This is a genomic window from Microbacterium sp. NPDC055442 (assembly GCF_053644215.1).
In genome coordinates this window covers 423575-450264 of the sequence record NZ_JBSHLF010000003.1, presented here as the reverse complement: position 1 = coordinate 450264, position 26690 = coordinate 423575, and the positions used below count along the sequence as shown (strand labels likewise).

Sequence of the window (26690 nt, the reverse complement as noted above, 5' to 3'; positions counted from 1 at the left end):
GATGTGCCTTTCGGGAACGCGATGCTCAGGCCGATTCGGCGACCGCGATGACGGGTATCCCCGCGGTCGTCGTGCCGATCGAGGCATCGAGGATGGTCGCGAGCGCATTGTGCAGGTGCACGTGCGTCGCATGCGCAGCGAGTTCGGCGTCGCCCGACGCGATGGCCGAGGCGATCAGGCGGTGCTCTTCGACGGATGCCGCGAGCCTCGCCGGGTTGTCCCGCGCAAGCCGTCGGACGCGCACGAGGTGGGTGCGGATCGTCCGGAGCGCGGAGGTCAGATAGTCGTTGGCGACCGAGGCGTCCAGCGTCTCGTCGAAACGGCGGATGAGCGCGTAATACGCGTCGCGGCCGTCCTCTGCGCGCAGGCTCGCGTGCGAGAACTCATCGGCGAGGGCGGCGAAGGCGGCGGCATCCCCCCGTCTCGCGGCGAGACGGGCGGCGGTCTCTTCCAGCGCGCGGCGGACCTCGAAGAGTTCGAGGATGTCGTCGGCGTCGATGTCGGTCACGACCGTGACGCGGGGCGACTGCTGCGCGACGAGCCCGTCGGCGGCGAGGCGCCCCAGCGCTTCGCGCAGCGGCGTGCGGCTGACACCGAGACGTGCAGCCTGATCGACCTCGCCGAGCACGGTGCCGGGGGCGAGCACGCCCGACTGGATCTCGTCGAGAAGGGTTGCGTACGCGCGGTCACTGGCTCGCATCGTCGCCCCCTTTCCTTCCGCCAGTGTATACAAACGGCACCCGGAAGACCAGTTGAGCCCCTCGCGCCGCGCAGAGCGTATACAAAAGCTCAGGATGCCGCGGCGCCGGCGGCCGCGTGGCGGGGGCGCACGAAGAGGTTCACCGCCGCGACACCCACTCCGCACACCGCGAGGAGGATCCACAGTTCCGAGCCGCTGCGCTCGAAGTGCGGTGCGAGGTCTCCCGCGGCCGAGCCCAGCACGATGCCCACGAGGGCGATGCCCAGCAACTGTCCGAACTGCTTTCCCGTCGAGAAGAGGGCCGACGCGAGCCCCGCCTCGGCCTCGGGGAGGGCCGACAGCGCCGAGACGCTCAACGGATCGCCCAGCAGGCCGTAGCCCGCGCCGAACGCGACCGACGCCGCGATGAGCGTCGGAAGCGACCCCGAGCCCAGGGCGATGCCGAGCGCGCCGAGCGCGAGCAGGCACCCGGCCAGCACGAGGTCGAAGCGGCTGCGCCCTCGATCGACGATCCACCCCGACACGATCGCGGCGATGAGCGCGGCGCCGGCCAGCGGCAGCATCGTGAACGCCGCGTCGACCGGCGACAGCCCGCGCACGGACTGCAGGTACAGCGGCAGCGCGAAGAACATCGCCCCCGCCGTGGCGAAGCCGAGGAGCGCGCTGGCCGATGCCGCCACGAAGGGCACGTTGGCGAAGAGGGCGGGCGGGATGATCGGGTTCGCGGCACGTCGCACGTGCAGCACGAGCGCCACGAGGGCGATCATCGCGACAGCGCCCGCGCCGACGACGATCGCGCTCCCCCACCCCTGCCGCGGACCCTCGATGAGCGCGACCGACACGGCGACGAGGAGCGTCGAGACGAGCACCTGTCCGACGACGTCGAAGCGACCCGGGGCGGTCGCGCGCGACTCGGCGAGCGTCGTGACGATGAGCACGGCCGCGACGGCGCACAGTCCGACCGACAGCCAGAAGACGGCACGCCAGCCCGCCGCGCCGACGATGACGCCGCCGAGCGCGGGACCGGCGACGAGGGCGACCGTGCCGACGCCGGCCCACCACGCGACGGCGGCGCCCCGCGCCTTGCGGTCGGTGTAGATCCCCGACGCCGCGGCCAGTCCCGCCGCCGACAGCGCCGCCGCTCCGACCGCCTGCACGACGCGCCCCGCGATGAGCATCAGGGCGTCGCCGCTCAGTGCGCACAGGATCGACCCCGCCGCGAGAACGGCGGCTCCCGCGAGCAGCGTCCGCCGGCGGCCCACCCGATCCGACAGCGATCCGAGTGCCGTGAGCAGCCCGGCGAGCGTCACGATGTAGGCGCTCACAACCCACTGCAGCGTCGTGAGTCCGACCGAGAAGTCGTGCTGGATGGCCGGCAGTGCACTGTTGACGATGGAGCCGTTGAGGTTCAGGACGAACTGCACGAGGCAGCATCCGATCAGCGCGATTCGGGAACGCGTCGCGGATGCCGGCATGTCGGCCGCCTCTCTGTCTCGTCGGCGTTCAGCCTAGAGCCCGCGTGCCGGAGGCGCCGCGAGGGCCGGGTAGCCTTGCCCGAGTGACCGACGCATCCCGCTACATCGTGGCCACCGACGGCGCCTGCAAGGGCAACCCCGGCCCCGCCGGCTGGGCGTGGGTCGGCGAGGACGGCCACTGGGCCGCCGGCTCGTTGCCGGTCGGCACGAACAACATCGGCGAGCTCTTGGGCCTGCTCAAGGCCATCGAGGATCATCGCGACGTCGCGAACCTCGTCGTGCAAGCCGACTCCCGCTACGCGATCGACACCTACTCGACCTGGATGGACGGGCACCGTCGCCGCGGCTGGAAGACGTCTAGCGGGGCTCCGACGAAGAACGTCGACCTGCTCGAGCGGCTCATCGTGGCGCGTGATGCGCGCCGCACGGCGGGCCTGCCCGACGTCGTCCTCGAGCACGTGCGCGGCCACTCCGGTCACGTGCTCAACGCGTGGGCCGACGAGCGCGCCGTGCGCGCGTCGGAGCACGCGGCGAAGGGCGTCACGAGCGAGTGGTCCTCGCTCGGCGCGCAGGAGCGCATCGACGTCTCGGCGGCGCCGAAGAACGGCCGCTGAGCCGCTACTTCAGGAGGGCGTCGAGCTCGTCGTCGAGCTGCTCGGCGGTCGCGCCGCCGGGCCACATGCGCACGATGCCGCCCGTCGAGTCGAGCACGGCCGTCACGGGCGGCTCGACGACGGCGTAGCGGTGGAAGAGCTGACCGTCCGCGTCCATGACGACGGGGACGTCGTCGGCATTGTCGCGCAGGAACTGCTGCAGCGCCTCGTCGTCCTTGTCGGACGACACGAAGACGACGTGCACGTCATCGCCGAGATCCGCGGCCGTCTCGGTGAGCAGCTCCGCCTGGCCGACGCACTGCGTGCACCAGCTCGCCATGAACTGCACGAGGGTGACTCGGCCCGTGAACAGGTCGGCGGAGTCGATTTCGGTGCCGTCGGCGAGGGCGGCCGTGAACGACGGTGCGGGAACCGCCTCGGGGGCCGTCGCCTGCGACGAGCCGGTGCCCGCCGGGAGCGCGTCGGCGCCGCCGAGCGTCGAGGTCGAGGTGCAGCCCGTCAGGGCGAGCGCGAGCGCCGCCCCGGCGGCGAGGAATGTCAGTCGCCGCTTCATGGCGTGCCCTTCGTGGCGGGTTCGGGAATGAGGATCGTGGGGATGCCCTCGGCCTCGGGGCGGTAGGTGAACGAGCCGTGTGCCTTGTCGCCGATCACGACATCGTAGGTCTCATCGCCGGCCAGATCGCCCGCATCGAGCGTGAAGACGCAGATCGTGGGGATGCGGGGAGTCTGCTCGAAGTCGATGTCGCTCGCCTCGCTCGCAGTGCCGGGCGCGAGCGTGGCTCGGAACGCCTCGTTGCCCGCGGCATCCGTCAGCACGACCTCTGCACCCGCGTGGATGTGCCGGTAGGGGGCCGTTCCGGCGCAATCGTCGCCGACGGCCCGCAGCGAGCCGTCGCCGACGGCGACCTGCAGCGGCCGGTCAGGGTCGCCGGAGCCGCCGGAGCATGCTGCCAGCAGCGGGAGCACCATGAGCGCCCCCACGATCGCGGCCGTCGTTCGCCTCATCACCATCGTTCCTTCGTGCCTCGGTCCTTCAGGATGTCATCGGATCCACGCGGAGAGGCCGCACCCGCGGGCACGGCCTCTCGCGTGAAACGGTTTACTCGAAGAGCGACAGCGTCATCACCGAGGTGTAGCTGCCGGTGGCGGCAGCAGACGCGGCGACCTTGAGGGTCAGGTCGGCGGTGGCCGACCATGCGCCCTGGTCGTAGGTCTCGCCCTGGTCGGTGTTGACGTAGAGCAGTTCGGCGTCGACGAGTCCCACGTCACCGTCGAGCACGCCATCGACGTCCCCACCGGGCTGGACGACACCATCGGTGTCACCGGTGACCTGAGGCGACCAGCCGAGGTGCTCCGAGCCGATCGTGTTCGTGCCGGAGGTGAACGCGCTGGCGGTGCCGAGCACGAACCACTCGGCGTCGGGCACGACGGCGCGGGTGTCGGTGACGGTCACGGTGGGCAGGGTGCCGGTGAACGAGCGGACCAGCGGGTCGCCGGAGTCCTGCTCGGTGAGCGAGGTCTCGTTCGCGGCGACGCTCATGGCGAGCACGCCCGAGGGGTAGCGGTCGGTGACCTCGACGTTGATGTTCACCGAGCCGTCATCGACGACCTCGTCAGCGGTGGCCACAGCAGCACCGGCCGAAGCCAGCAGCAGCGTGCCGAAAGCCATCGCGCCCACACGGGTGGCAGTCATCTTCTTCATTGCGGATTGTTTCCTCTTCTTTGAGCGGAATTCCGACCCTCGGGTGAGGGCCGGCTTCTTCGGATAGAGATCTGTTCCCGCGTTCGGCTATCGCGCCGAGCGGGTACCGCTCCGGGGTGGGGTGCGATCGCACCCCACCCCGAAGACGGCTAGCGGGTTATCAGCCCGCCGGGTACGCGGCGTACGGAGCCGTCGCCGTCTTGACGACGATCTGACCATCGAAGTCGAGGGTCGAGGTGACCGTCGCCTCTCCGGCCGGGACCGAGGCCAGGCGCGAGTTCACCGAGACCGACACCGTCTTGCCGGGCGCGACGTTGGTGAACGTCTTGCTGCCGTAAGCAGTGGTGATCTCGATGTCCGCAGGCACCGTCGCGTTGTTCGTCGCCGACACCGACAGGTAGACCTTGCCCGCGAGCGTGCGAGCGGTCGTCTCTGCCGTCACGGCTTCACCGATGGTGAAGGCGTAGTTCTTCGTCTCGGAGATGTTCCCCGCGATGTCGTGCGCGTTGTAACGGAGCGTGTAGGCGCCGTCGGGCAGGCTCACGGTCGACGTGTGCGTCGCCGAGGTGGCGCCGTCCACGTTCGTCTGCGTGCCCTTGACGATCCGACCGTCCTGGTAGACGTTCGCGACGATCGTCTTGAGGCCCGTGTCATCGGTCGCCTCGAGCTCGATGACGAGCTCGTCGTGCGGGCCGACGTACGACGGCGAGACGAGGTTCGTCTCGGGACGCTGCGTGTCAATGACGCACTCGACGGTCGACGTCGCGGCCGAGTTGTTCTCGGACGTGGCCGTGATCGAGATGCGAGCACCCTGCGTGCCTGCACCGTCGCGGTAGGCGTAGACGGGCACATCGACCGTCTCGCCGGCCGTCGCCGTCACGATGGCGCTCGGGGTGTGGACGTTCCAGCCCTCACCCGCGACCGTCGTCGAGATGCGGTAGATGTCGCTGTTGGCAGCGGCATCCTCGACAGCGGAGCCCGTGTTCGTCAGCGGAACGACGCACTGCGCGATCTGACCCTGCTCGACGGCTTCCTTGCCCGCCGTGAGCGCCGGCTGAGCGAGGCTCACGCCGCGCTGCTGCGGACCGGCGTTGCCGATCGAGCGGACGGCCACGTCGTACTCGAGGAGGCCGTCTTCGTCGCGACGCATCTCTTCGATGTAGAAGTGCAGGCCGTTGTACTCGTCGACGTACTCGTACTCCGAACCGGAGTTGACCCCGGCGTGGAAGAGGGCGTCGTTCAGCTGGCGCTGGTCACCGCGCGTGATCGGAATCGGCGTGCCGTCACCACGGATGTAGTCGAGCGTGTCGATGTCCTGCGGGTTGGCGTCGATCGTCCAGAGGAACGGGTTGCGGTCGGCGACCTTGGTCTTCGAGATCATGACGCCGGCGTCGGGCTGGTACGAGTCCGTGCCCATGCGGTCGATGACTTCGAGCGTGTAGTGGTTGAAGCCACCACCGTCGCAGTCCCACTGCGCGCGGCGCGTGCAGGTGCCGTTGGACTTGTCGCCACCGTCGAGCGCGAGGTTGATGCCCGTGAGGCGACCCTCGTGCGTGACGGCACGCGTCAGCAGGTTGGCCGTGATCGAGCCCTTGGCGGCGATCTCGGTCGTCGAGGTCTGCAGCACGTTGTCCTCGCCGATGATGCCGAGGTTCAGACGGTTGCGCAGCGCGACGCCGGCGGGGCCGGATCCACCCTGCACCGAGGGGATGTTCCACCGCGTGTGCGTGCCACCGGGGCCGTTGAACGAACCGCGGGCCATGATGTCGAACGGGCCGGAGGTGTCGCGGAGCGGGCCGCCGTCTGCAGCGTCCGTGCCGTACGGGTTTCCGTAGTTGTCCGAGATCTCGAGGATGTGCGCGAACTCGTGCGCGAACGTTCCCATGCCCGACGACTCAGCCTGCGTCGAGTTGCCGGCGCGCGTCGCGGTCGGGAAGTTGGCGTTCGGCCAGTGGCTGATCGCTGCCTTCCACGACGTCCACGGGATGTAGCGCGTCTTGGCCCAGTTGGCCATGTTGTTGCCGTTCTGGTCCGGCGCGAAGCCGTTCTCGTCACGCGGCGGGCCGAATGCGTCCGGCACGTCCTCGGGAGCGGCGAACATCATCTGACCGAACTCTTCCCACGTCGACGACTCGTCCTGGCCGGCCGTGATGTAGAAGACCTGGTCGAACTGCGTCAGCGGGTCGGCGATCTCGAGGTCGGCAGCCCACAGACGGTTCGCGTCGGTGCGGATGACCTTGTTACACGTGTCGCCCTGCGGGCAGAACGCCGCATTCGGACGGTTGAAGCTGTCGTTCAGACCGTACTCGTGGATCTTGCCGGGCATCTCGTAGGGGCCGAAGGCCTCCATCTGCACGCTCAGACGACCGCCGGACTGCTCCATCCAGTAGTCGTTGAGCGTCTGGCCGTTGTTGAGCTCGCTCGGCGTGTTCAGCAGGTCGAGATAGAACTGCGGCACGTCCTCGCGAGCGACGGGCTCGAAGCCGGCCGTCGGGTTCTTGAACGCGTCGGATTCCGGCTCCTGCGTCACGACGAAGGGCTGGTTCGGGAAGTCGAGCAGGACGATGGCACCGTTGAAGGTCTGCTGGCTGCCTTCGGTGTCGTTCGCCCAGTCGGTGTTGGGCACGGGGACGTAGTCCGCGTGCGTCATGTCGTCCATGTTGACCCAGTTCTGCGGGTCGACCGGCTCGAGCACCGACGGATCGATGATCGGGTCGGCGGGCGCTGCAGTGGCCGCCTGACCGGCGATGGCACCGGTCATGACGACACTCAGGGCAGCCGTGGCGGCAAGCCCTGTGCGCCAGCTGCGCGAACGCATTCGGCGTGGTGATGTCAAGAGATCACTCCTCTGATTCTTGTTGCATGCGCCTCGGCACCCGTGGGCAGCGTTACCCCCAGCAAGGCACACACCTGTGACTTGTAGCATGTCACGCACTCATAGCGCGTGGGGATCGGGAAAAGTGGCCTGTACTCTTCGGAAAGAGTGATGAGTGCGGGCGATGCCCGCGAATTCCGCGTCGTTACGCGGCAGACCGGCATTTACCCCCCCTTGTTCTGAGCGGGTGTCCGGAGAGGGCGATGTTACGGTTCCGCATACGTCCGAAACCGCGAGAAATCGCTGTGATAGGACTGATACGTCACACAGCGCGAGGCTGCTTCTGTGGTCTCGTCATTCAGCGCTGAACCCTTGCAGACAGGAGAAGCATGGCTACCGCTACGACTACTGGTCGTCGCATCGTCATCGGTCTCGGTGGAGCGGCGGCATTCGCCCTCGTTCTCGCCGGATGTGCCGGTGGCTCGACGTCCGACGGCACCGACGAGGGCACCACGGGCGGTGAGGCCATCATCATCGGTACGACCGAGCAGGTGACGGCCCTCGACCCCGCGAACGCCTACGACAACGGGTCCTTCACGGTCATGAACCAGATCTACCCGTTCCTCATGAACTCCGTCCCCGGCGACGCCGAGGTCAAGCCCGACATCGCAGAGTCGGCCGAGTTCACGGCGCCGAACGAGTACACGGTCACCCTCAAGGAGGGCCTGACCTTCGCCAACGGCAACGAGCTGACGTCGTCCGACGTCAAGTTCTCGTTCGACCGCCAGCTGGCGATCGCATCCGAGACCGGACCGTCGTACCTGCTCGGCGCGCTCGAGTCGGTCGAGGCTCCGGACGACCTGACGGTCGTCTTCACGCTGACGTCCGAGAACGACCAGACCTGGCCCCAGGTGCTCTCGAGCCCCGCCGGCCCGATCGTCGACGAAGAGGTCTTCCCGGCCGACGAGGCACTGTCGGACGACGACATCGTCGCGGCGCAGCCCTTCGCCGGTCAGTACGTCATCGAGAGCTACGACTTCAACAACCTGATCTCGTACAAGGCGAACGACAGCTACGACGGCCTCCTGGGCGCACCGCTCACCTCCGAGGTCAACGTCAAGTACTACACCGACGCGTCGAACCTCAAGCTCGACGTCCAGGAAGGCAACATCGACGTCGCGAACCGCACGCTGTCGGCTACCGACATCGATGACCTCCGCGGCAACGACAACGTCAAGGTCGTCGACGGCCCCGGTGGAGAGATCCGCTACCTCGTGTTCAACTTCAACACGATGCCCTACGGCGCCACGACGCCCGAGGCTGACCCGGCGAAGGCTCTCGCCGTCCGTCAGGCCATCGCCGACGTGATCGACCGCGAGGCCATCGCCGAGCAGGTCTACAAGGGCACGGTCGAGCCCCTGTACTCGTACCTGCCCGAGGGTGTTCCCGGCGCCACCGTGTCGCTGCGCGACGCGTACGGCGACGGCAACGGTGGACCCGACGTCGACAAGGCCACGGCAGCCCTCGAGGCCGCCGGTGTCGCGACGCCCGTCGAGCTCAACATCCAGTACGTCGCTGAGCGCTACGGCCCCTCGTCGGGTGACGAGTACGCCGTCATCAAGGACAGCCTGGACTCGAGCGGTCTGTTCACGACGAACATCCAGTCCACCGAGTGGGTCACCTACTCGAAGGACCGCGTCGCGGACGCGTACCCGATCTACCAGCTCGGCTGGTTCCCGGACTACGCCGACTCGGACAACTACCTGACGCCGTTCTTCGCGACGGACAACTTCCTCGCGAACCACTACTCCAACGCCGAGGTCGACGCACTGCTCAAGCAGCAGGGCTCGACGGTCGACACCGACGAGCGCGTCGCGCTCATCGAGGAGATCCAGGGAGTCGTCGCGGGCGACCTGTCCACGCTCCCGTACATCGCGTTCAGCCAGAACGCGGTCACGGGCACGGACGTCTCGGGCGTCGAGAACACGCTCGACCCGACGTTCAAGTTCCGCTACGGCGTCATCACCAAGGGCTGATCGCTCCGCGTTCAGTCTGAGAGGAGGTGGTCCGACCACGTCGGACCACCTCCTCATTTTCTTGCCAGCCCCATCCGACCCGAGGATCCGACCCCATGACCACGACGGCAACCCCGCAAGAGGCGCCGGCGTCTCCACGGAGCACACGCCAGAAGAAGACTCGTTCCTCCGGTGGCAGCCTGTGGCGCTACATCCTGATCCGCTTCCTGCTGATCTTCCCCACGATCTTCATCCTCGTCACCCTCGTCTTCGTGCTCATGCGCACGACCGGTGACCCCATCACGGCAGCTCAGGGCGGACGCCTCCCCCCGGACAAACTCGCTGAACTCATCGCGGCTGCCGGCTACGACCGTCCGCTGTGGCAGCAGTACATCGACTACCTCGCTCAGCTGCTGCGTTTCGATCTCGGAACGACGCTGACCACGAACCGCCCCGTCGCCGAGGTTCTCATCACCTACGGTCCCGCGACGTTCGAACTCGTCTTCTTCTCCGTCATCGTGGCCCTGATCGTCGGCATCCCGCTCGGCGCGGTCGCTGCCTACTACCGTGACCGCGGCCAGGACGCCATCCTGCGAGTATCGGCGATCCTCTTCTACGCCACCCCCGTCTTCTTCTCCGGTCTCCTGCTCAAGCTCGTCTTCGCCGTGTGGCTGAAGTGGCTCCCGGTCGCCGGCCGGGCCTCCACGGGGGCGGAGCTGCAGATGATGCGCCTGGACAACTCCTCGGGCTTCTACACGATCGACGCCTTCCGCACCGGCAACCCCGCCGTCATCATGGACGTGCTCTCGCACGCCGTGCTGCCGGCGATCGCCCTCGGTCTGCTCACGGCCGGCGTCTTCCTCCGGCTCGTGCGCACCAACATGATCGGCACGCTGTCCACCGACTACGTGGATGCTGCCCGCTCGCGCGGCGTGAGCGAGTTCCGCCTCGTGCGCAAACATGCCTTCCGGCCGGCGCTCATCCCGATCATCACCGTCATCGGCATGCAGATCGCGCTCCTGCTGGGTGGCGCCGTCCTCACCGAGACGACGTTCGAGTGGAAGGGGCTCGGGTTCATGCTCGCCCAGTTCCTCCAGTCGCGTGACTTCGTCGCCGTGCAGGGCATCGTCGTGCTGCTCGCGGTGATCGTCGCCCTGACCAACTTCCTCGTCGACATCGTCGCGGCGATCATCGACCCGCGAGTGAGGTACTGACATGACGACCACCACCACCGTCACCCTCCCGCCCATCCAGAAGCAGTCGTGGCTGAGCCGGCTACCCGTCGTGCACCAGCTGCGGCAGTCGGTCGGACTGCAGCGCGGCATGCTCATCGCGGGCCTCGTCATCACGTTCGTCTTCATCCTGACGGCGCTGCTGGCCCCGTACATCTCGCCGTTCAGCTTCAACCAGCGCCGCGGTGAAGACGGCGTCTTCGGTGCGCAGCAGCCGCCGTCCGGCGAACACCTGCTCGGAACGACCGTCGGCGGCTACGACGTGCTGTCGCGCGTCATCTGGGGTGCCCAGACCGCGCTCCTGGTGATCGTCGTCGCCGTCGCACTGTCGATCTTCGTCGGCGTGCTCCTCGGGCTCGTCTCCGGCTACCTCGGCGGCTGGGTCGACCGCGTCCTGGTCGTCGTCTGCGACGCCATCTACGCGTTCCCCTCGCTCCTGCTCGCCATCGTCATGTCGATCGTGATCTCCGGTGGGCAGTCGAGCCTCATCGGCGGCGTGCTGGCGGCGGCGATCTCGATCACGGTCGTCTTCATCCCGCAGTACTTCCGGGTCATCCGCGCAGAAACCGTCCGGATCAAGGCCGAGGCGTACGTCGAGTCGGCCAAGATGCTCGGGGCTTCGAACCGTCGCATCATGTTCCGGCACGTCCTGCGCAACGCGACCCGCACGCTGCCGCTGATCATCACGCTGAACTCGTCCGAGGCGATCCTTACCCTCGCGGGCCTCGGCTTCCTCGGCTTCGGCATCGAGCCGACGGCAGCTTCGGAGTGGGGATACGACCTCAACAAGGCGATGTCCGACGTCACGAGCGGCATCTGGTGGACGGCCCTCTTCCCGGGTCTCGCCATCGTGCTCGTCGTCCTCGGCATCACGCTGGTCGGTGAGAGCCTCAACGACCTGGCCGACCCGCGTCTGCGCGGACGCCGCCGCGTCGCGAAGGCCGCCGGCCTCGTCGCCGAGACCTCGGTCGTCCCCGGTGGCGAGCTCACCGCGGGCCCCGGTGGACTCAAGGGCCTGGAAGACGGCGAATCGTTCGAAAACCACGGAATCGGAGAACGCTCGTGAGCAACAGCGTCGTCGACATCACCAACCTGGGCGTCTCGTTCGCCACGGACTCCGGTGCCGTCAAGGCCGTCAACGACGTCTCGCTGACGGTCGAGCGCGGCGAAGTCGTCGCCATCGTCGGCGAGTCGGGCTCGGGCAAGTCGGTCACGGCCAAGACGATCCTGGGGCTGCTGCCCGAGACGGCGACGGCTCACGGCACCGTCGTGCTCACGAGCAAGGACGGGTCGTCGAACACCGAGATCCTCGGCGCCGACAAGCAGACGCTGCGCAGCGTCCGCGGCACCGATGTGGCGATGGTCTTCCAGGAGCCCTCGACCGCACTCAACCCGGTCTACACGGTGGGATGGCAGATCATCGAGGGCCTGCGCGCGCACACGCGCATGAGCTCGAAGGAAGCGCGCCGTCAGGCGATCGACATCCTGCGCCGCGTCGGCATCCCCGATCCCGACACCCGCGTCGACTACTACCCGCACCAGTTCTCGGGCGGACAGAAGCAGCGCGTCGTGATCGCGATGGCGCTCGTGCTCGACCCCGGCCTCATCGTCGCCGACGAGCCCACGACGGCGCTCGATGTGACCGTGCAGGCGGAGATCCTCGATCTGCTGCGTCGCTGCCGCGACGAGTTCAACACGGGGATCGTGCTCATCACGCACAACATGGGCGTCGTCGCCGACCTCGCCGATCGCGTCGTGGTGATGTACCAGGGCGATGTCGTCGAGCAGGCCACGGTCCACGAGCTGTTCACGGCGCCGAAGGCCGACTACACCAAGAAGCTCCTGGCCGCGGTCCCCCGCATCCGTCCCGCCGAGGTCAGCGAGCGCGAGCGCTTCGTGCCCGACCCTGCCGCCGAACCGGTCGTCGTGGCCGAGGACATGCGGATCGAATTCCCCGGACGCATGGGCAAGCCCCCGTTCGTCGCCGTGGACGGCATCTCGTTCGAGATCCGTCCCGGTGAGGTGCTCGGTCTCGTCGGCGAATCGGGTTCGGGCAAGACGACGACCGGTCGCGCGATCGGCGGGCTCACCAAGATCACGGGCGGCTCGCTCAAGGTGCTCGGCACCGAGATGTACCGTGTCCGCGAGCGGACGTTCAAGCCGCTGCGCAGCCGGATCGGGTTCGTCTTCCAGGACCCGGCGTCCAGCTTCAACCCGCTGCTGACGATCGCCGAGTGCGTCGCCGAGCCGCTCGTCATCCACGGCCGCGCACGCAACCCCGAGGCCGCGCGGGCACGTGTGGACGAACTCCTCGAGGCCGTGCAGCTGCCGCGTTCGTACGGCGACCGCTACCCGCACGAGCTGTCCGGAGGACAGCGTCAGCGTGCGAGCCTGGCCCGCGGACTCGCGCTCGAGCCCGAGCTGCTGATCGCCGACGAGCCGACCTCGGCCCTGGACGTGTCGGTGCAGGCCCGCGTGCTGGACCTGTTCACCGACCTGCAGCGGGAGTACAAGTTCGCGGCGCTGTTCATCAGCCACGACCTCGCCGTCGTCGACCTGCTCGCCGATCGCATCGGGGTGCTCCACCGCGGCAAGCTCGTCGACGTGGGACCGAACGCGCAGATCCTGCACGCACCGAAGGCTGCCTACACGCAGCGACTGCTGGCATCCCTTCCCGTTCCCGACCCCGACGAGCAGCGCGAGCGCCGCGAACTGCTCGCCTCGCTCACGTCGTCCTAGCGCGACGCGAAGCCCCCGGCACCGTGAGGTGGCCGGGGGCTTCGCCGTTGACGGAGCGGATGCCGCGGCATCCGGATCGTCACGCTTCAGCGGGCGTCGCCGCAGCGATCGTCTGGTCCTCCTCGGTCGCGACGAGCTGCCCGCAGGCGCCGTCGATCTCTTTGCCGCGGGTGTCGCGCAGCGTCGTGGGGATGCCCTTCGCCTCGAGACGGCGGACGAACTCCTCTTGCGCGGCGCGGGTCGACGACGTCCACACTGAGCCGGGCGTCGGGTTGAGGGGAATCGGGTTGACGTGCACCCAGCCGCGACCGCGCTCGTTGAGCTTGTCGCCGAGCAGGTCGGCGCGCCAGCCGTGGTCGTTCATGTCCTTGATGAGGGCGTACTCGATCGACACCCGGCGTCCGGTCCGGTCGAAGTAGGCGCGGGCGGCGTCGAGGGCTTCGTCGACCTTCCAGCGCGAGTTCACCGGGATGAGCTCGTCGCGCAGCTCATCGTCGGGGGCGTGCAGCGACAGCGCGAACGTCACGGGGATGTTCTCGTCGGCGAGCTTGCGGATGGCCGGCACGAGGCCGACGGTCGAGATCGTGATGCCGCGCGCGCTCATGCCCAGGCCGTGCTTCTTGTCGACCATGACGCGCACGGCCTGCATGACGCGTGCGTAGTTGGCGAGGGGCTCGCCCATGCCCATGAAGACGATGTTGGTGACCCGCTCGTCGGCATGCTCGCGCGGGCCCAGGCGGCCGTCTCGGATGAGCCGGTTCGCGCGGATGATCTGCTCGATGATCTCGGCGGCGGACATGTTGCGGGTGAGCCCGGCCTGACCCGTCGCGCAGAAGGGGCAGTTCATGCCGCAGCCGGCCTGGCTCGACACGCACAGCGTGATGCGGCCCGGATAGCGCATGAGCACCGACTCGACGAGCGCGCCGTCGTGCAGCTTCCACAGGAACTTGACCGTGTCGCCGCGGTCGGTCTGCAGACGCCGCACTTCGGTGAGCAGCGGGGGCAGCATCCCGTGCACGAGCTCTTCGCGACCGGATGCCGGCAGGTCGGTCATCTCGGCGGGGTCGTGCGTGCCGTGGGTGAAGTAGTGCTTCTCGAGCTGCTTGGCGCGGAAGCCGGGCAGGCCGAGCTCGACGACCTTCTCGACGCGCTGCTCGGGAGTGAGGTCGGCGAGGTGCACGGGCGGCTTGCCGCGCTTCGGAGAGGCGAACTGCAGCAGGGGCCGGCCCGCGGCATCCTTCTTCTGCGTCCACCCCTCGGTGCGCGGTCGCACCTGCGTCGTGTCGCGCGGGGTCGTCGAGCGCACGGGGGTGTCCCGCGGTGTCGTCGAGCGCACGGGGGGCTGAGTCGTCATCCCTCGAGCGTAGGCGACGCACCTGGACGCCCGTCGACCGTCGCCGGTCGCACGGGTCGCCGCCGGTCGCCGCCGGTCCCCCTCGGCCGCCCTCGATTGACCGCGAGACTGCAACGGCGCGCCGAGACTGCGGGTAGACCCCACGGTCTCGGCGCGCCGTTGCAGTCTCGCGGTAAGAGGGGGATGCAGGGTGGGCGGGGGAGAATGGGGGGCGTGACCCCTCACCGCACCGGCCGCATCGTGTTCATCGACGTCGACGGGACGATCATCGACCACGACGAATACGTCGCTCCGTCGACCGTCGCCGCAATCCGCGGGGCCCGCGAGGCCGGACACCTCGTCTACCTGTGCACCGGACGCGCGCGCGGCGACCTGCACCCCGCCGTCCGGGCGATCGGCTTCGACGGCGCGATCACCAACGGCGGCGCGACGGCCCACGTCGCCGACGAGCAGATCGTGTCACGGCTCATGCCCGCGGCATCCGTCTCACGGCTCGTCGGGTCGTTCGAGGCACGCGGCATCCACTACTTCCTGCAGACCGACGACGAGGTGTTCGCGAGCCCCGGCATGCTGGCGCTCGTGCGCGAACGCGTGCGCGCGGCGCGGACCGCCGCCGTCGAGGGGCCCGAGGACTCGCTCGCCGGCATCGGGCACCGCACCTACCGCGACGTGTCCGATGCGCCCCGCGACACCGTCGCCAAGGCCGTGTTCGTGAGCCTCGCCGACGACGCCGTCGAGGTGCTCGACCGCGAGCTGGGCGACGAGTTCCATGTCGTGAACGGCAGCATGCCGCTGCCGGGCGGCACGAGCGGCGAGATCTGCATGCTCGGCACGAACAAGGGATCGGCGATCGAGCTCGTGCTCGAGCACCTCGGACTCGAAGCGAGCGACGCGGTGGGCGTGGGCGACAGCTGGAACGACGTCGAGATGTTCGAGGTGTGCGGCACGGCGGTCGCGATGGGCAACGCCGAACCGACCCTCAAGGCGCTCGCCGACCACATCACGACGACCGTGCGCGACAACGGCGTGTGGAACGCCTTTCGCGCGCTCGACCTGGTCGGCTGAGCGGCCGAACTCACCGAACCCGACCATCCCCGTCAAACCGCACGTCGACGACGTCGGGTTCGACGCGATCGGTACGGTTCGGCGGCGAGCGGGCGGCTACAGGAAGATGTCGGGGAAGAGCGCCGAATCGGGCGTGCCCGGCACCGCGGCGTAGCCCGAGAAGTCCGTCACGCCGGCCGCCTCGAGCACGTCCTCGACGATGAGCGTCTGGCCCGTGTACGCGCGGGCGGGCTGCAGCATGACCTCGAACGCCGCGTCGGCGTAGATCTCGGGCGTGCGGCTGACCCGCATCATCTCGTCGCCGCCGAGCGCGAACTGCACGGCCGCCGTCGCGATCGTCGTGCGCGGCCACAGCGTGTTCGCCGCGATGCCGAACTCGGCGAACTCCGCCGCGATGCCCAGCGTCGCCATCGTCATGCCGTACTTCGCGAGCGTGTAGCCCGTGTGCGCACCGAGCCACTGCGGCGTGAGGTTCAGCGGCGGCGAGAGCGAGATGATGTGCGGGTTCGCGGCCTCCTTCAGGATCGGCACCGCTGCCCGCGAGAGCATGAAGGTGCCGCGCACGTTGACGTCCTGCATGAGGTCGTACTTCTTCGCCGACAGGTCGAGCGATCGCGACAGGTCGATGACGGAGGCGTTGTTGACCACGATGTCGATGCCGCCGAACTCGCCCTGCGTCGTGAACACGGCCTCGGTGACGTCGCCGTCGTTGCGCACGTCGCCGACGATCGGCAGCGCCTGCCCTCCGGCCGCACGGATCGCCTCGGCCGCCGTGTGCACCGTGCCCGCGAGCTTCGGATGCGGCGTGTCGGTCTTCGCCATGAGCGCGATGTTCGCGCCCTCACGCGCCGCACGCAGCGCGATCGCGAGCCCGATGCCGCGGCTGCCGCCCGACATCAGGATCGTCTTTTCGGCGAGTCGTCCGCCCTCGGGGGCGGCGGGCGTGGGGGTCATGGGGTCTCCTTCGACGAGGTCTTGGGCCGTGATCGCGCCGCGAACGCCGCGACACGGGCCTGCGCTTCGGCGGTGTCCAGCGCCGCACCGATCGTGCGGGCCTCTTCGGCGAGCTGCTCGGCGACGGTGCGGCCGGGCTGCGAGCGGATCAGGCGCTTCGCCTCGCCGTACGCGCCCGCGGCGCCCGCGAGCCAGAACCGCGCGATCTCCTCGGCCCGCGCCCCGACGCGTTCGGGGTCGACGACCTCGGCCACGAGGCCCCACTCGAGCGCCTCCTGCGCCGTCAGCAGCCGGTCCTGCAGCACGAGCTGCAGCGCCCGCCGCTCGCCGACAGCGCGCGCGAGCTTCGTCGTGACGGACAGGTCGGGCGTCAGGCCGATGTTGGCATACAGGCTGCCGAGCTTCGAGTCGGCGCCCACGACCGCGTAGTCGCTCGTCAGCAGGATCCCCAGGCCCCCGCCCGCCGTCGTGCCCTGCGCCGCGGCGACGACGGGAACCGAGGATTCGAGAAGAGCCAGGATGCCGCGATTGATGACGCCCGCGAGCTCGACGATGTCTGCGCCGGCGTACGCGTCCTGCGCCATCGCGAGCACGTCGCCGCCCGCGCAGAAGGCGCGTCCGGCCGCGTCGAGCAGGATCGCTCCGACATCGGAGCGCGACGTCGCCTCGGTCGTGGCATCCACCCACGCGTGCGCCATATCGGCGTCGAAGGCGTTCAGCCGGTCGGGGCGGTTCAGGGTGATCCGCGCGAGGCCCTCGTCGACCCGCAGCAGGACGCCGCTCACTTGGGCGCCATCCGGATCGCCCCGTCGAGGCGGATCGTCTCACCGTTGAGGTACTCGTTGTCGACGATCGCCATCACCAGGCGCGCGTACTCGTCGGGGCGGCCGAGTCGCGACGGGTACGGAACCTGCTGGCCGAGGGAGTCCTGTGCGGCCTGGGGCAGGCCCAGCAGCATCGGCGTCTCCATGATGCCGGGCGCGATCGTCACGACGCGGATGCCGTGGCGGGCGAGCTCGCGTGCGATCGGCAGCGTCATGGCGTGCACGCCGCCCTTGGATGCGGCGTATCCCGGCTGACCGATCTGCCCGTCGAACGCCGCGACGGATGCCGTGTTGACGATGACGCCGCGATCGCCCTCTTCGGTCGGCTCGGTGCGAGCGATCGCGGCCGAGGCCTGCGCGATGACGTTGTACGTGCCGACGAGGTTGACGCGCACGATCTTCTCGAAGGCGTCCAGTCCCGTCGGGTTGCCCTCGCGGTCGAGCACCTTCGCCGGCGGCGCGATGCCGGCGCAGTTGACGACGACGCGCAGCGGACCGGCCGCCGACGCGGTCTCGACGGCGGCGGCGACCTGCTCGGGCGAGGTGACGTCGGCGGCCGCGAACGACCCTTCGAGCTCGGCCGCGATGTCGGCTCCGACCGACCCGGGAAGGTCGACGATCGTGACGGCAGCCCCCTCGGCCGCGAGCCGACGGGCCGTGGCCAGACCCAATCCGCTGGCACCGCCGGTCACGAGTGCCGAAGCTCCGGTCAGATTCATGTGCTCTCCTTCGAACCGATTGCGGCCTGCGCCGCGACGTCGCGTCCAGCATATGGGCGACGCCGTGCCCTCTCTCCGCGAAAGGTGTTGGATGGGGGCATGCAGCTGCAGCTCAAGCGGATCTACGACGACGCGGAACCCGGCGACGGCTTCCGCGTGCTCGTGGACCGGCTGTGGCCGCGCGGCGTCTCGAAGGAGCGCGCGGCGCTGGACGAATGGGCGAAGGATGTCGCGCCCTCCGCCGCCCTGCGCGAGGCGTTCCACCACGGCGGCCTGCCGTGGGAGGACTTCGTGTCGGCCTACCGCACCGAGCTCGCCGGAAACCCCGCCGTCCGCGCGCTGCGGGCGGAACTGGCGCAGCATCCCGTGTGCACGCTGCTGTTCGGAGCCCACGACCCGCAGTACAACCAGGCCGTCATCCTGCGCGAGGTTCTCCTCGCCGAGTGATCACGAGGGGCCGAGGATGAAGTTCCACGTGCCCGCCCACAGCGCCGCGCCGATCGCGATGAGGGCGATCGCGAGACCAATGCCCATGAGCGCCCATTCGCGCGCCCCGAAGCGGGATTCGCGCGCCCACGTGCGCCGTGTCGGCGCCCCGAACCCGCGGGCCTCCATCGCCGTCGCGAGCTTCGTCCCTCGGCGGATCGAGAGCACGAGCAGCGCGAAGGCCATGCCGAGGAAGCGCCGGATGCGGCCGCGATCGGCGACGCCACGGGCCCGGCGGGCGAGCTCGAGCGCCCGCCAGTCGTCGAGGAAGAGCCCGACCATCCGCAGGCCCGCGAGCGCTCCGAGCACGAACCGGGCGGGGAGCCGCGCGATCTGCGCGAGCCCGTCGGCGAGATCGGTGGGGTCGACCGTGACGAAGAGCACGACCGACGGCAGCGCGATCGCCAGCACGCGCAGCAGCGTCGCGAGGGCGAGTTCGAGCGAGCCGTCGCTGATCCGCACGACGAACCACTCGACGTAGATCTCACCCGATGTCTCGCCGTAGAGCGCGATCGTGACGGCCGTGAGGGGCGCGGCGAGCCACACGGGCCACGTCCGCATCCAGAACTCCCGCCAGCGCAGCCCCGCGAAGGGCAGCAGCAGGCACTCGAGCAGCAGCGCGACCGCCGCCGAGACGGGGTCGAGCGTCAGCACGAGCGGGATCGCGATGAGCGCGCTCGCGCCGAGCTTCGCGACGGGGTTGATGCGGGCGACGGCGCCCGTGCGCGCGTGCGTGTCGAGCAGGGTCATGGCAGCGACCCTGCGGCATCCGGATCGGGGCGCGGCATCCGGAACTGCTCGGCGCGCAGCGCCTCGACGACATCGAGATCGTGCGTGATCGTGACGATCGCCGAGCCCTCGTCGCGGAGCCGGGCCAGCAACGCCACGAGCTCGGCCCACGTGCGGGCGTCCTGACCGAATGTGGGCTCATCGAGCACGAGCACGCGCGGCGCCGTCGCGAGCGCCGCTGCGACCGTGAGCCGCCGCTTCTCGCCGCCGGACAGCGTGTACGGATTCGCCCCCGCGAGCCGGACCAGGCGCAGCCGCTCGAGCAGCTCGTCGACGCGGCGGGAGATCTCGTCCTCGGGCAGGCGCAGCGCTCGCGGTCCGATCTCGAGCTCGCCGCGCACGGTGCGTCCGAGGAGCTGGTGCTCGGGGTCCTGGAAGACGGTGCCGATGCGGGTCAGCAGCTGCCGCGACGCCCAGCCGATCGGCGAGTCGCCCGCGCCGTCAGCGAGCAGCGGGTGCGCCCGCAGGGATCCGGATGCCGGTGGCAGCAGGCCCGCGAGCGTGAGGCCGAGCGTGGACTTCCCCGCGCCGTTGGGGCCCGTCACGGCGAGGGCCGCGCCGGCGCGCACGTCGACCTCCAGGCCCGTCGCGACGGCGCGTCCGCGCACGCGCTCGACGGCGAGGTCGCGCGCTTCGAGCAGCACGGCACCGGCGGGTCGCGGCGGCGCGGGCGGGTGCGCGGGCGGATGCCCGGGAACCCACACGCCGCCTGCCGCGAGCTCGACGGCGCGACCGCGCAGCACGTCGTCGACGGGTCCGTCGGCCACGACGCCGCCCGCACCCAGCACGATGACGCGGGTCACCAGCGGCAGCCACACCTGGACGCGGTGCTCGACGACGACGAGGGTCGCGTCGTGCGCGTCGAGCATCGCGGCGACGGCGGCGCGCACTTCTCCGACCCCGTCGGGGTCGAGGTTGGCCGTGGGCTCGTCGAGCAGCACGAGCCCGGGGCGCATCGCGAGCGCGCCGGCGAGCGCGAGGCGCTGCTTCTGGCCGCCGGACAGCTGCTTCGTCGGCCGGTCGAGCGGCACATCGAGGCCGACGGCGTCGAGCGAGCTCGCGACGCGCCGCCAGATCTCCTCGCGCGGGATGCCGAAGTTCTCGCAGCCGAACGCGACGTCGTCGCCGACGCGGGCGAGGATCACCTGCGAGTCGGGGTCCTGCAGCACAAGTCCCGCCCGGCCTCGTACTGCCGCGGCCGGCACGCCGTCGATGAGCAGCTCGCCCTCGGACTCGCCCTCCTCCTCGCCGCCGAGCACGCCCGCCAGGCCGTGCAGGAGCGTCGACTTGCCCGATCCCGACGCCCCGAGCAGCAGCACGCGCTCGCCGGGCTCGATGCGGAAGGTCGCCTCGCGCACGGCCCAGGCGTGACGCGACGCGTGGCGCCACCCCCACCCGCGCGCCTCGACGACGGCGGGGCCGGAGACGGTGCTCATCACGGCTAGACGCGCACGCGTGCCGCGCGCCCCGACGCGAACCGGTCGAGCGCCCCCGTCGCGGCGAGCCCGCGGGCGAGCACCCACGACAGCGCGCCCGCGATCACGGCACCCGAGAGGAGCGTGCTGATCATGTAGATGACCGTGAAGGTCACATCTGCTCCGGGGTACCACAGGAGCAGGTTGTTGATCCCGCCGGTCAGCGCCGCACCCGCGCCCGCCAGCACGGCAACGGGGAACGACCAGCGCTTGTAGAGGAAGAGCAGGAAGATCAGCTCGGCGCCGAGGCCCTGCACGAGACCGGCCTCGATCGTGAGGAACCCGCCCCACGTGTTGCCGACGAGCGCCGAGACGACGGCGGCGAGCGTCTCGGTGTAGATCGCGGCGCCGGGCTTTCGGATGATGAGCGCGCCCAGCACGCCGGCGAAGAGCCAGGGGCCGTCGAGCAGACCCTGGATGCCCGGCGCGAGCGGTTCGAGCAGCGTCTTGGGCCCGAGATAGCCGATGTTCCACAGCAGGAAGATGAGTCCCGACGCGACGCCGATGACGCTCGCGACGACGATGTCGACGACTCTCCAGCGCAGCCTGCGGACGTTCGTGGACCGGGTGGATGCGGACGTGACGGTGTGCATCGGATGCTCCTCCCTGCGCCGGCATGATCCGGATCAGGTTCGACGGTCGAAGCGTGGGTCGCTTCCTCTCAGCCCGGCTCACCGGACTCCCGTGGTTGTGCCGATGAGTATAGCCGCCCGCCGCGCGTTGTACCGTAGGCGGGTGGCCCCCGACATCACCCCACCGCCCTCGCGCCGTGCCCTGCGCAATCAGGCGGCCATGCGCGCGGTGACGGCGACCCTCGAGGCCGATGAGGCGCCGACGGCGTCGGCGACGACGACCGACGTGACGCTCCCCTCTCCTGATCTGCCGCGCACGAGCACGGACGCGCCCGCCATCACCGCCGGCGCACTGTCGGGTCGGCGAGCCCTCGCGTGGGTCGACTCCGCTCGGGTGGGGATGTCGCCGGTGCCCGCCGAGCCCGGCCCCGATCTGCTCGGACGGGGTCCGCGCCGGTCGCCGCTGCGCGCGGGTGTGCTCGTCCCCGCCTCGCTCGTCGCGCTCGTCGTGGGGGCGTATGCCGCCACCACGCTGCTGTGGCCCCTGCACGCCGTCGCGCCGACGATCGAGGCGATCGGCGTGCAGCCCGTCGCCGCGGCGGAGGCCGCTCTGCCCTGGCCCGACGTCGGCGCCGCCGCCGTCGCGGTCGACGGCTTCGACACGCAGCTCGCGTCGATGCCCGAACCGCTCAGCATCGCGAGCATCACGAAGGTCGTCACGGCACTCGCGGTGCTCGAGGAGATGCCGCTCGAACTCGGCGAGGCGGGGCCCGAGTACCGGTTCACGGGGTACGACCGAACGCGATACTGGCAGTACCGCGCCAACGGCGAATCGGCGCTCGATGTTCCCGTCGGCGGGGCCCTGACGCAGTACCAGATGCTCGAAGGCATGCTCATCGCCTCGGGCAACAACTACGCCGACCGCCTCGCAACGACGCTCTGGCCGACCGACGAGATCTTCGCGGAGGCGGCGAACGGATGGCTCCGCACGCACGGCGTCGAGGGCATCGAGGTCGTCGAGCCCACGGGACTGGACCCGCGCAACATCGCGACCCCCGCCGCCCTGCTGACCCTCGCGCAGAAGGCCCTCGCCCACCCCGTCATCGCCGAGATCGTCGCCAAGCGCTCCGTCGACCTTCCGGGCGTGGGCGTCATCGAGAACACGAACCGGCTGCTCGAGGATGCCGGCGTCATCGGCGTCAAGACGGGCACCCTGGACACCTGGAACGTGCTGACGGCGAAAGACGTCATGGTGGGCGAGACCCCCGTGCGCGTGTACGCGTCGGTGCTGGGACAGCCCGACGGCGACGCCCGGGTCGCCGTCTCACGCGCCCTCTATGCCCAGATCGAGACCGAGCTGCAGCCGCGGCCCTCGGTCGAAGCGGGCACGACGGTGGGCCGGGCGACGACCGCGTGGGGCGCGAACGTGCCGATCGTCACCGCCGAGGATGCCGCCGTCGTGCTGTGGAACGGCAGCGCCGCCGCCGTGTCGACCGCGTTCGACCTCGGTGACGCACGCGCGAAGGGCGCCACGGTCGGCGAACTCTCGGCCGTCGGCCCGCTCGATCGCGCCGCCGTGCCGCTGCGTCTTTCCGACGACATCGCAGATCCGGATGCCTGGTGGCGACTGACGCACCCGCTCGAACTGTTCGGGCTGACCAGCTGACCGATCAGGCGAAGCGCACGGTCTGCTGAAGGCGGGTGCGCAGGTCGAAGACCTCGGTCCCGCCGATCGACCGCGCGCCGGCCACGCCGCGGCGCAGGATCGTCGACAGGGCGCTGCGCGACACGATCGCGACGGGAGTGCCGCGCACCTTCCCGAGCTCGTCGATGGGGTGCGCGACGTCGTCGTCGGGAAGCACGACGATCGCTCCGCCGAACCGCACCCCCGCGGCGCGCGCGAGGGCGCGTGTGCGGCCGACCAGGGTCGCCAGGGGCGCACCCGTCACCCCCTCGCCGATGAGCTCGCCCCGGCGCACGCGCACGGGGCCGCCCGTGTCGGCCGACTGCACGGCATACAGTCCACTCGGCCCCAGCACGATGTGGTCGATCTTGGCGTCGGGCCCGTCTCCGCGAGCGGCCGCACGCACGTCGTGCCACACGGTGTAGCCCATCCCGAGATCGGCCACGATGCGGGCCGTCGCCTCTTCGGCGAGCGCGTCGGCGAGGAGTCCGCGCAGGTGGTGGGGCGCGGAGCGCACGAGGGCGGGATCGTAGGGGTCGTCGAGGTCGACGCCCCGGCCGACCCATTCCCGCATGAGTCGCAGATAGCGCTCGCGGTTCCAGCCCCCGGGATGACCGTGCGACCGGGCCCGCGGCCGCGTGTCGGCCGCGGGGCGCGGCGGACGCCAGCCCGCGGCATCCTGAGCGAAGCTCGGCGCGGCGTGCGCCCCGAACCCGTGTCCGCGGTCGTAGGCGGCGCGCGCCTGGATCGTGCCGACGAGCTCCCACGCGCGCTGCACCTGCACGAAGACGGCGGCCTCCCCGCCCGTGTCGGGGTGGGTCTGCCGCAGGCGCAGACGATAGGCGCGGCGCAGCGTCTCGTCGTCGACATCGGGGGCGACGCCGAGCACGTCGTAGGCCGACGCCGAGAGCGGACTGTCGAACACGCACCCTCCCGATCGGCGCCGCGGCCGCGGCGGCTTACAGGTTATGCCACGTCGCCCTCAGCGTCGTTCGTGACGCCGCGCGTAGGCGGCGGCGCCGCGGCTGGACAGCGCCAGCAGGATCAGGATGTCCAGGCTCAGCGACACGAAGGTCGTGCGCAGGGTGATGTCCTGCCCCTGCGCCCACCACGCGACGAACGACGACGTGATCGAGACGACCGAGACGAGCATGACGATGACGCGGGCGATGTTGCGGCCGCGGAAGACCAGCACGCCGAACGTCAGATCGAGCAGCAGCGTGATCGAGCCCACGACGACGATGAGCGCGATCGCCACGGGACCGGTCACGGTGTCCTCTCGCAGCGACGCGAGCTCGTCGCCGTCGGGCAGGATGAGCCAGTCCCATCCGAACGCGACACCCAGCAGCATGACCGCGCCGGCGAGCACGCGCAGCATCACGAGCACGAAGCCCGCCACGATGGGGGCGGGCCGGCGCATGCCCGGGTCGTACCCGGTCGGCACGAGCAGCCGCGAGGCCGGCTCGAAGGCGGGGCGCTTGCGCGGCATCCCGGTCATGTCGTCACCTCGGCGATCGCGCGCACGTCGACGATCGGCAGGTCGCCGTCGGTGCGGATGCTGTCGCCTCCGCCGTTTCGCGAGTGATACCCCGTCGAGAAGTCGCGGATGACGTCGACCGTCACGCGGGGATCGGCGCCCGTCACGGTCTTCACGATGTGGTCCCGCTCGACGTCGGTGTCGGCGTCGATGCGGTGCGTGACCTGCAGCGTGAACAGCGACAGCCCCACGCTCGTGTCGAACGTCCCGGCCGCGAGCCAGTCCACGCGACGGCCGCCCGGCAGGAGCCAGCCGTCGGGGCACCGCCAGAACCGCACGTGGTGGCGCTGCGCGGGATTGCCGTCGACCTCCTGCTGGTACGCGAAGTCCTGCTGACGCCCGAACAGGAACAGCGGGCTGACGGGCGCCTCGTGATAGCTGCGCCGCCGCAGCGTCGACGTGACGATGGTCACCGACGACGCGAGCGTGACGGGGTCGGCCTTCGTCCAGCCCGCCGCGCGCATCGCCCGTTCGATCTGGCCTCCCTCGCCGAGGAACGCGAGGTTGAAGGGGTCGCCCAGCAGGCCGTCGCTCGTGCGCGCGCGTCCGATGAAGTAGTCGGGGACGTAGATCGTCGTGAGGATGCGATGCAGCCGAGGCAGCACGAGATAGGCCAGCAGCAGCCAGAACAGCACGGCGAACAGCACGCCCCACCAGCCGACCTGGAAGGTCTCGGTCAGGCTGAGGTAGGCGAGCCACACCGCTGCGAGGCCCGCGAAGACGAAGAAGAACCCGTCGATCGCGATTCCGATCGACGCTGTGCGACGCCGGGGCGTCAGGCCCACAAAGGCGTGCCCGGTTCGAAGCCGAGGGCGTTCTCGGCGAGATCGGGGGCGATCTCGGCCAGGCTCGGCGGGTTCCAGCGCGGCGAGCGGTCCTTGTCGACCAGCTGCGCGCGGATGCCCTCGAGCAGGTCGGGCTGCGTGTGGGCGAACCACATGACCAGGCCGTACTCCTGCGCGAGCACGTCGCGCAGGCCCGCGGCCTCGCGCGCGGCGCGCACCGAGGCGAGGGTCACGGCGAGCCCCGTCGGCGACAGCTCGGCCAGCACGTCGGCGGCCGCGTGCGCGTCGGGCTCTGCGCGGGCGTGCAGACGGTCGACGATCTCGGCGACGGTGTCGGCCGAGAAGGCGTCGTCGATCCATTCGCGGGACGCCTCGAGGCGCGACGGCCCGGGCGTCTCATCGAACAGCATGACGAGCTCGGTCGGGGTCTCGGGATCGGCCCGCGTCTGGAGGGCGTGGCGCACATCATCCAGGCGGTCGCTCGCGACGACATGATCGGCGAAGCCGGCGTACACCGCATCGGCGGCATCCATCGTGGCCCCCGTGAGCGCGAGGTACTCCCCCGTGCGGCCCGGCGCGCGTGCCAGCAGCCACGTGCCGCCGACGTCCGGGGTGAAGCCGATCCGCGTCTCGGGCATGGCCAGCTTCGAGCGTTCGGTCACGATGCGCACCGCCGCGTGACCTGCCAGTCCGATCCCGCCGCCCATCGTGACGCCGTCGGCGAAGACGACGACGGGTTTGGGGTACTCGGCGATGCGCGCGTTGAGGGCGTACTCGTCGCGGAAGAAGACGGCGGCCTCTTCGGCGTCGCCCTGAGAGATCTGCGCCGCGAGACCCCGGACGTCGCCGCCCGCGCACAGGCCGCGCTCGCCCGCGCCGTCGATCAGCACGATGTCGACGTCGTGATCGTCCTGCCAGGCGTCGAGGGCCGCAGCGAGGTCTCGGATCATGCCGAGATCGAGGGCGTTGATGGCGCGCGGCCGGTTGAGCGTGAGGCGGCCGAGGCCCGCTTCGGCGCGGACGAGGACCTGGGATTCGGAGGCATCGGTCACGATCGCAAGGCTACCGCCCGCCGCCGGATGGACCAGGGCGCACGCGGAATGCGGCGATCGGAGCGGATTTCCGCAAGGATAGGGGCACGGTTCACCACGACG

25 protein-coding genes and 1 riboswitch are annotated in these 26690 nt (G+C 70.2%); of the genes, 8 read left to right on the top strand and 17 right to left on the bottom strand.

Annotation, left to right across the window (positions count from 1 at the left end; translation table 11 throughout):
• Positions 1-25: 25 nt before the first annotated feature.
• On the bottom strand, positions 26-700 hold the full coding sequence (locus ACWIBS_RS09425) for a GntR family transcriptional regulator (RefSeq protein ID WP_376129139.1): 675 nt from the start codon (positions 698-700) through the stop codon (positions 26-28).
• Between the two features lie 89 nt (positions 701-789).
• Positions 790-2175, bottom strand: a complete 1386-nt coding sequence (locus ACWIBS_RS09420; protein ID WP_376129141.1) for an MFS transporter — start codon at positions 2173-2175, stop codon at positions 790-792.
• A gap of 83 nt (positions 2176-2258) precedes the next feature.
• On the opposite strand from ACWIBS_RS09420, the gene ACWIBS_RS09415 reads away from it, so the two are divergent.
• Positions 2259-2789: a ribonuclease H family protein gene (locus ACWIBS_RS09415; RefSeq protein WP_376129143.1), complete on the top strand. Its 531-nt coding sequence runs from the start codon at positions 2259-2261 to the stop codon at positions 2787-2789.
• Between the two features lie 4 nt (positions 2790-2793).
• On the opposite strand, the gene ACWIBS_RS09410 is transcribed toward ACWIBS_RS09415, so the two are convergent.
• The 4 genes from ACWIBS_RS09410 to ACWIBS_RS09395 form a co-directional block, all read right to left on the bottom strand.
• Positions 2794-3342: a TlpA family protein disulfide reductase gene (locus tag ACWIBS_RS09410; RefSeq protein WP_376129144.1), complete on the bottom strand. Its 549-nt coding sequence runs from the start codon at positions 3340-3342 to the stop codon at positions 2794-2796.
• Positions 3339-3794: a hypothetical protein gene (locus tag ACWIBS_RS09405; protein ID WP_376129146.1), complete on the bottom strand. Its 456-nt coding sequence runs from the start codon at positions 3792-3794 to the stop codon at positions 3339-3341. Before ACWIBS_RS09405 ends, ACWIBS_RS09410 begins: the two co-directional genes overlap by 4 nt.
• 94 nt (positions 3795-3888) lie before the next feature.
• Complete coding sequence (locus ACWIBS_RS09400) at positions 3889-4491, bottom strand: hypothetical protein (RefSeq protein ID WP_376129148.1); 603 nt, start codon at positions 4489-4491, stop codon at positions 3889-3891.
• 160 nt (positions 4492-4651) lie between these two features.
• Positions 4652-7252 carry a M6 family metalloprotease domain-containing protein gene (locus tag ACWIBS_RS09395; protein ID WP_376131303.1) on the bottom strand — a complete coding sequence of 867 codons (2601 nt, stop codon included), beginning with the start codon at positions 7250-7252 and terminating at the stop codon, positions 4652-4654.
• Between the two features lie 443 nt (positions 7253-7695).
• On the opposite strand from ACWIBS_RS09395, the gene ACWIBS_RS09390 reads away from it, so the two are divergent.
• The 4 genes from ACWIBS_RS09390 to ACWIBS_RS09375 all read left to right on the top strand — a co-directional run bounded on the left by ACWIBS_RS09390 (position 7696) and on the right by ACWIBS_RS09375 (position 13292).
• Positions 7696-9342, top strand: a complete 1647-nt coding sequence (locus tag ACWIBS_RS09390; RefSeq protein WP_376131300.1) for an ABC transporter substrate-binding protein — start codon at positions 7696-7698, stop codon at positions 9340-9342.
• Between the two features lie 95 nt (positions 9343-9437).
• Complete coding sequence (locus tag ACWIBS_RS09385) at positions 9438-10535, top strand: ABC transporter permease (RefSeq protein WP_376131297.1); 1098 nt, start codon at positions 9438-9440, stop codon at positions 10533-10535.
• 1 nt (position 10536) lies between these two features.
• Entirely contained in the window at positions 10537-11619 is a 1083-nt protein-coding gene (locus ACWIBS_RS09380) for an ABC transporter permease (RefSeq protein ID WP_376131294.1), read from the top strand.
• Positions 11616-13292, top strand: coding sequence for an ABC transporter ATP-binding protein (locus ACWIBS_RS09375; RefSeq protein ID WP_376131291.1), 1677 nt, complete (start codon positions 11616-11618; stop codon positions 13290-13292). The genes ACWIBS_RS09380 and ACWIBS_RS09375 overlap by 4 nt, the downstream gene beginning before the upstream one ends.
• Positions 13293-13371: 79 nt before the next feature.
• On the opposite strand, the gene rlmN is transcribed toward ACWIBS_RS09375, so the two are convergent.
• Positions 13372-14646, bottom strand: coding sequence for a 23S rRNA (adenine(2503)-C(2))-methyltransferase RlmN (rlmN, locus tag ACWIBS_RS09370; RefSeq protein ID WP_376131288.1), 1275 nt, complete (start codon positions 14644-14646; stop codon positions 13372-13374).
• 213 nt (positions 14647-14859) lie between these two features.
• On the opposite strand from rlmN, the gene ACWIBS_RS09365 reads away from it, so the two are divergent.
• Positions 14860-15711: a Cof-type HAD-IIB family hydrolase gene (locus ACWIBS_RS09365; protein ID WP_376126834.1), complete on the top strand. Its 852-nt coding sequence runs from the start codon at positions 14860-14862 to the stop codon at positions 15709-15711.
• A 96-nt stretch (positions 15712-15807) separates the two neighbouring features.
• Here ACWIBS_RS09365 and ACWIBS_RS09360 read toward each other — a convergent pair whose 3' ends face one another.
• Genes ACWIBS_RS09360 through ACWIBS_RS09350 form a run of 3 tightly spaced genes read right to left on the bottom strand, consistent with a single transcriptional unit; the run spans position 15808 to position 18208 of the window.
• The gene (locus tag ACWIBS_RS09360) at positions 15808-16665 is read right to left on the bottom strand and encodes an SDR family oxidoreductase (RefSeq protein WP_376126836.1); all 858 of its coding nucleotides are present in this window, start codon (positions 16663-16665) and stop codon (positions 15808-15810) included.
• Positions 16662-17450, bottom strand: coding sequence for an enoyl-CoA hydratase/isomerase family protein (locus ACWIBS_RS09355; RefSeq protein WP_376126838.1), 789 nt, complete (start codon positions 17448-17450; stop codon positions 16662-16664). Before ACWIBS_RS09355 ends, ACWIBS_RS09360 begins: the two co-directional genes overlap by 4 nt.
• A complete protein-coding gene (locus tag ACWIBS_RS09350; RefSeq protein ID WP_376126840.1) occupies positions 17447-18208 on the bottom strand; it encodes an SDR family NAD(P)-dependent oxidoreductase in 762 nt (253 codons plus the stop codon). Before ACWIBS_RS09350 ends, ACWIBS_RS09355 begins: the two co-directional genes overlap by 4 nt.
• 99 nt (positions 18209-18307) lie before the next feature.
• Here ACWIBS_RS09350 and ACWIBS_RS09345 point away from each other — a divergent pair, with 99 nt between their 5' ends.
• The gene (locus ACWIBS_RS09345; protein ID WP_376126842.1) at positions 18308-18655 is read left to right on the top strand and encodes a DUF488 domain-containing protein; all 348 of its coding nucleotides are present in this window, start codon (positions 18308-18310) and stop codon (positions 18653-18655) included.
• Here the strand turns inward: ACWIBS_RS09345 and ACWIBS_RS09340 are convergent, their stop codons facing one another.
• The 3 genes from ACWIBS_RS09340 to ACWIBS_RS09330 all read right to left on the bottom strand — a co-directional run bounded on the left by ACWIBS_RS09340 (position 18656) and on the right by ACWIBS_RS09330 (position 21551).
• The gene (locus ACWIBS_RS09340) at positions 18656-19444 is read right to left on the bottom strand and encodes an energy-coupling factor transporter transmembrane component T family protein (RefSeq protein ID WP_376126844.1); all 789 of its coding nucleotides are present in this window, start codon (positions 19442-19444) and stop codon (positions 18656-18658) included. It lies immediately after the preceding gene.
• Positions 19441-20919, bottom strand: a complete 1479-nt coding sequence (locus tag ACWIBS_RS09335; protein ID WP_376126846.1) for an ABC transporter ATP-binding protein — start codon at positions 20917-20919, stop codon at positions 19441-19443. The genes ACWIBS_RS09340 and ACWIBS_RS09335 overlap by 4 nt, the downstream gene beginning before the upstream one ends.
• Before the next feature lie 5 nt (positions 20920-20924).
• On the bottom strand, positions 20925-21551 hold the full coding sequence (locus ACWIBS_RS09330; protein WP_376126848.1) for an ECF transporter S component: 627 nt from the start codon (positions 21549-21551) through the stop codon (positions 20925-20927).
• A riboswitch (TPP riboswitch) is annotated at positions 21545-21654 on the bottom strand. Its footprint overlaps the gene before it by 7 nt.
• A 39-nt stretch (positions 21655-21693) precedes the next feature.
• Between ACWIBS_RS09330 and ACWIBS_RS09325 the strand changes: the two genes are divergently transcribed.
• Positions 21694-23196, top strand: coding sequence for a D-alanyl-D-alanine carboxypeptidase (locus ACWIBS_RS09325; RefSeq protein ID WP_376126850.1), 1503 nt, complete (start codon positions 21694-21696; stop codon positions 23194-23196).
• A gap of 4 nt (positions 23197-23200) precedes the next feature.
• Here the strand turns inward: ACWIBS_RS09325 and ACWIBS_RS09320 are convergent, their stop codons facing one another.
• Genes ACWIBS_RS09320 through ACWIBS_RS09305 form a run of 4 tightly spaced genes read right to left on the bottom strand, consistent with a single transcriptional unit; the run spans position 23201 to position 26588 of the window.
• Positions 23201-24139 (bottom strand): DnaJ domain-containing protein, encoded by a 939-nt coding sequence (locus ACWIBS_RS09320; RefSeq protein ID WP_376126852.1) that lies wholly within the window; start codon positions 24137-24139, stop codon positions 23201-23203.
• A 57-nt stretch (positions 24140-24196) separates the two neighbouring features.
• Positions 24197-24712, bottom strand: coding sequence for a hypothetical protein (locus tag ACWIBS_RS09315; protein WP_376126853.1), 516 nt, complete (start codon positions 24710-24712; stop codon positions 24197-24199).
• Positions 24709-25530, bottom strand: coding sequence for an LssY C-terminal domain-containing protein (locus tag ACWIBS_RS09310; protein ID WP_376127055.1), 822 nt, complete (start codon positions 25528-25530; stop codon positions 24709-24711). Before ACWIBS_RS09310 ends, ACWIBS_RS09315 begins: the two co-directional genes overlap by 4 nt.
• Entirely contained in the window at positions 25527-26588 is a 1062-nt protein-coding gene (locus ACWIBS_RS09305; RefSeq protein ID WP_376126855.1) for an enoyl-CoA hydratase/isomerase family protein, read from the bottom strand. The genes ACWIBS_RS09310 and ACWIBS_RS09305 overlap by 4 nt, the downstream gene beginning before the upstream one ends.
• Positions 26589-26690 lie beyond the last annotated feature (102 nt).

What these genes read in the sequence shown, in the direction of transcription:
- ACWIBS_RS09425 (WP_376129139.1), bottom strand. Translation starts at nt 700, where the DNA reads ATGCGAGCCAGTGACCGCGCGTACGCAACCCTTCTCGACGAGATCCAG.
- ACWIBS_RS09420 (WP_376129141.1), bottom strand. Translation starts at nt 2,175, where the DNA reads ATGCCGGCATCCGCGACGCGTTCCCGAATCGCGCTGATCGGATGCTGC.
- ACWIBS_RS09410 (WP_376129144.1), bottom strand. Translation starts at nt 3,342, where the DNA reads ATGAAGCGGCGACTGACATTCCTCGCCGCCGGGGCGGCGCTCGCGCTC.
- ACWIBS_RS09405 (WP_376129146.1), bottom strand. Translation starts at nt 3,794, where the DNA reads ATGAGGCGAACGACGGCCGCGATCGTGGGGGCGCTCATGGTGCTCCCG.
- ACWIBS_RS09400 (WP_376129148.1), bottom strand. Translation starts at nt 4,491, where the DNA reads ATGAAGAAGATGACTGCCACCCGTGTGGGCGCGATGGCTTTCGGCACG.
- ACWIBS_RS09395 (WP_376131303.1), bottom strand. Translation starts at nt 7,252, where the DNA reads ATGACCGGTGCCATCGCCGGTCAGGCGGCCACTGCAGCGCCCGCCGAC.
- ACWIBS_RS09390 (WP_376131300.1), top strand. Translation starts at nt 7,696, where the DNA reads ATGGCTACCGCTACGACTACTGGTCGTCGCATCGTCATCGGTCTCGGT.
- ACWIBS_RS09385 (WP_376131297.1), top strand. Translation starts at nt 9,438, where the DNA reads ATGACCACGACGGCAACCCCGCAAGAGGCGCCGGCGTCTCCACGGAGC.
- ACWIBS_RS09380 (WP_376131294.1), top strand. Translation starts at nt 10,537, where the DNA reads ATGACGACCACCACCACCGTCACCCTCCCGCCCATCCAGAAGCAGTCG.
- rlmN (WP_376131288.1), bottom strand. Translation starts at nt 14,646, where the DNA reads ATGACGACTCAGCCCCCCGTGCGCTCGACGACACCGCGGGACACCCCC.
- ACWIBS_RS09360 (WP_376126836.1), bottom strand. Translation starts at nt 16,665, where the DNA reads ATGACCCCCACGCCCGCCGCCCCCGAGGGCGGACGACTCGCCGAAAAG.
- ACWIBS_RS09350 (WP_376126840.1), bottom strand. Translation starts at nt 18,208, where the DNA reads ATGAATCTGACCGGAGCTTCGGCACTCGTGACCGGCGGTGCCAGCGGA.
- ACWIBS_RS09345 (WP_376126842.1), top strand. Translation starts at nt 18,308, where the DNA reads ATGCAGCTGCAGCTCAAGCGGATCTACGACGACGCGGAACCCGGCGAC.
- ACWIBS_RS09340 (WP_376126844.1), bottom strand. Translation starts at nt 19,444, where the DNA reads ATGACCCTGCTCGACACGCACGCGCGCACGGGCGCCGTCGCCCGCATC.
- ACWIBS_RS09335 (WP_376126846.1), bottom strand. Translation starts at nt 20,919, where the DNA reads ATGAGCACCGTCTCCGGCCCCGCCGTCGTCGAGGCGCGCGGGTGGGGG.
- ACWIBS_RS09330 (WP_376126848.1), bottom strand. Translation starts at nt 21,551, where the DNA reads ATGCACACCGTCACGTCCGCATCCACCCGGTCCACGAACGTCCGCAGG.
- ACWIBS_RS09315 (WP_376126853.1), bottom strand. Translation starts at nt 24,712, where the DNA reads ATGACCGGGATGCCGCGCAAGCGCCCCGCCTTCGAGCCGGCCTCGCGG.